Genomic DNA, 1,960 nt, shown 5'->3' with positions numbered 1-1,960 from the left:
CTGGAGCGCGGGCGTCCTGCGCCGCATGGCCGATGAGGGCGCGACCGGCGCCTTCGTGGCCGCCGACGGCGTGATGATCGGCGCGATCCTGCTGGCGGACGAGCTGCGCCCGGACGCGCCGCGAGCGTTGCGGCTGCTGCGTCAGGCGGGGGTACGGCGCCTGGTGATGCTGACCGGCGACCGGCGCGACGTCGCCGAGGCGATCGGGGCGGCGGTCGGCGTGGACGAGGTGCGGGCCGATCAGCGGCCGGAGGACAAGCTCGCCGCCATCGCCGCGGCACGGGCGGCGGCGGAGCATGGCGCCTGCGGCATGGTGGGCGACGGCGTGAACGACGCGCCCGCGCTCGCGGCGGCCGATGTCGGCGTCGCGATGGGCGCGCGCGGCGCCGGTGCCTCGGCCGAGACGGCGGATGTCGTGCTGCTGGTCGACCGGCTCGATCGGCTGGCCGAGGCGCTGGCCATCGCCCGCGGCACACGGCGCATCGCCCTGCAGACCGTGGCCGGCGGCATGGGCCTGTCGGTGCTGGCGATGCTGGCCGCGGCGGCGGGCTTCCTGCCGCCGGTCGCGGGCGCGCTGCTGCAGGAGGCGATCGACGTGGCCGCGATCCTCAACGCGCTGCGGGTGCTGCGGGTGCGTATCCCGGGACGGCCGCGCGCGCCGATCCCCGCCGGCGAGGTCGCGCGGCTGGAGGCCGAGCACGCGCGTCTCGCGGGGCCGCTCGCGCGGTTGCGTGCGGTCGCCGATTCGCTCGCGACCCTGTCGCCGCGCGAGGCGGCGGCGGCGCTGACGGAGGTGGAGACCGTCGTGCGCGAACGTCTGCTGCGTCACGAGGCGGAGGATGGCGCGCGGCTCTATCCCACGATCGAACGCGCGCTGGGCGGCGACGATCCGATCGCCGCATTCCACCGCACGCATCGCGAGGTGCAGCGCCTCGGCGCGCTGCTCGCGCGCATGATCGCCGATCTGCCGCCCGGTGGCCCGGGACCGTCCGAGGTCAACGAGGTCCGGCGGGTGCTGATCGCGCTGGACGCCATCCTGCGGCTGCATATCGCGCAGGAGGACGAGCTGTACGCGAGCCTCGCCGACACGGCGGCGGTCCCCGCGCTGCCCTGAACGCCGGCTATTTCGACGGTGCGGCGCGGCTGAAGGCGGACGGCGCAACGATGCCGGTGGCGATCGCGGCCATCATCAGCACCACCTGCACGCCGAGCGTCAGCGTCGCATGGATGACGCCTGGCGTGGCCGTGCCGTGCGCGATCTGCAGCGCGCCGATGACCACGCGGAACGCGAAGGCGCCGGGCACCATGGCGACGACGCCCGGAAAGGCGAAGGTGGCGCTCGGCGCGCGGAACAGCCGCGCGAACCCCTGCGCCAGCGCACCCGCGATCAGCGCGCCGATCAGCGTGCCGCTCGACAGGTCGAGCCCCGACTGCGTGCAGAAGGTGCGCGTCGTGTGGCTGGCGACGGCGCACACGATGCAGGCCCAGGCGATGCGCGGCGGGACGTTGAACAGCGTCGCGAACCCGATGGCGGCGAGCGCCGAAAACGCCGCGTCCTCCGGCAGCGCCACGGCGCGCGTCGCGGCTTCGACCGGGATGCTGATGCCGGTCAGCACTGTCGCGGCATAGAGCCCGAGCGCGATCGCCGTGGTCACCAGCATGGCGAAGGCGAGCCGGCTGACCCCGAGCGTGACGTGGTTGCGGATCAGGTCCTGGAACCCGTTGATGAACGGCACGCCGGGCACGATGATCATGCCCGGCGCCACGAGGCACAGCGACGGGGTCGCGCTCAGCCCGCCGAGGACGGCGGCGGCGCCGATCAGCCCGCTCACGCCCGCCGCGACCAGGGCGGTCGCGACGAGGTTGGCCGCGCGCCGGCCCATCTCCTGACGCAGCCAGGTGCCGACCGCGCCGGCGACCGCGGCGGCGGCGAAGGCCGGCCAGTCGCCGCCGAACAGCC

Annotated in this window: 2 protein-coding genes; one reads left to right on the top strand and one right to left on the bottom strand. The window is 75.4% G+C overall.

Annotated features, from left to right (window positions below; translation table 11 throughout):
- On the top strand, nt 1-1,114 hold a 1,114-nt coding region (locus B8460_RS07785), incomplete at its 5' end, for a heavy metal translocating P-type ATPase (RefSeq protein WP_048861021.1).
- A 7-nt stretch (nt 1,115-1,121) separates the two neighbouring features.
- Here B8460_RS07785 and B8460_RS07780 read toward each other — a convergent pair.
- The coding region (locus B8460_RS07780) for a threonine/serine exporter family protein (protein WP_048861020.1) at nt 1,122-1,960 on the bottom strand (839 nt) is incomplete at its 5' end.

It is taken from the genome of Acidisphaera rubrifaciens HS-AP3 (genome assembly GCF_000964365.1).
Classification (GTDB): Bacteria; Pseudomonadota; Alphaproteobacteria; order Acetobacterales; family Acetobacteraceae; genus Acidisphaera; species Acidisphaera rubrifaciens.
Note: the sequence above shows the minus strand (reverse complement) of the source record. Positions and strands in the feature narration are given on the sequence as shown.